Consider the following 328-nt stretch of genomic DNA (forward strand, 5'->3'; position numbering starts at 1 on the left):
CTCGAAATGCGGCGGGCGGCGCTCGCGGGTGACCGTGCTGGCCGTCTGCACGCTCAAGCCGGCTTTCTCGGCGAAGCGCTTCAGCTCCTTCTCGCTGAAGCCGAGGTTGACGTGGCCATAAGGCGCGACCGCGGCCTGGTGCTCGTGCTTGGCGAGGCTGGTCAGCAGCAGCCGACCGCCCGGGCGCAGCACGCGGCCGGCTTCGGCCACCGCCTTGCTGGGCTTGTCGGCATAGGTCAGCGCATGCATCAGCACGACCAGATCGAAGCTGGCTTCGGGATAGGGCAGGGCATGCATGTCGCCTTCGACCACCTCAACGTTCGCATGG

The 328-nt window shown here is 67.7% G+C and carries 1 protein-coding gene; it reads right to left on the reverse strand.

Features of this window, described 5'->3' with window-relative positions; translation table 11 throughout:
* Positions 1 to 328: class I SAM-dependent methyltransferase (locus tag FLQ44_RS11460; protein WP_147694471.1), on the reverse strand; the 328-nt coding region annotated here is incomplete at both ends.

The organism is Vogesella mureinivorans (assembly GCF_007644035.1).
Taxonomy (GTDB): domain Bacteria; phylum Pseudomonadota; class Gammaproteobacteria; order Burkholderiales; family Chromobacteriaceae; genus Vogesella; species Vogesella mureinivorans.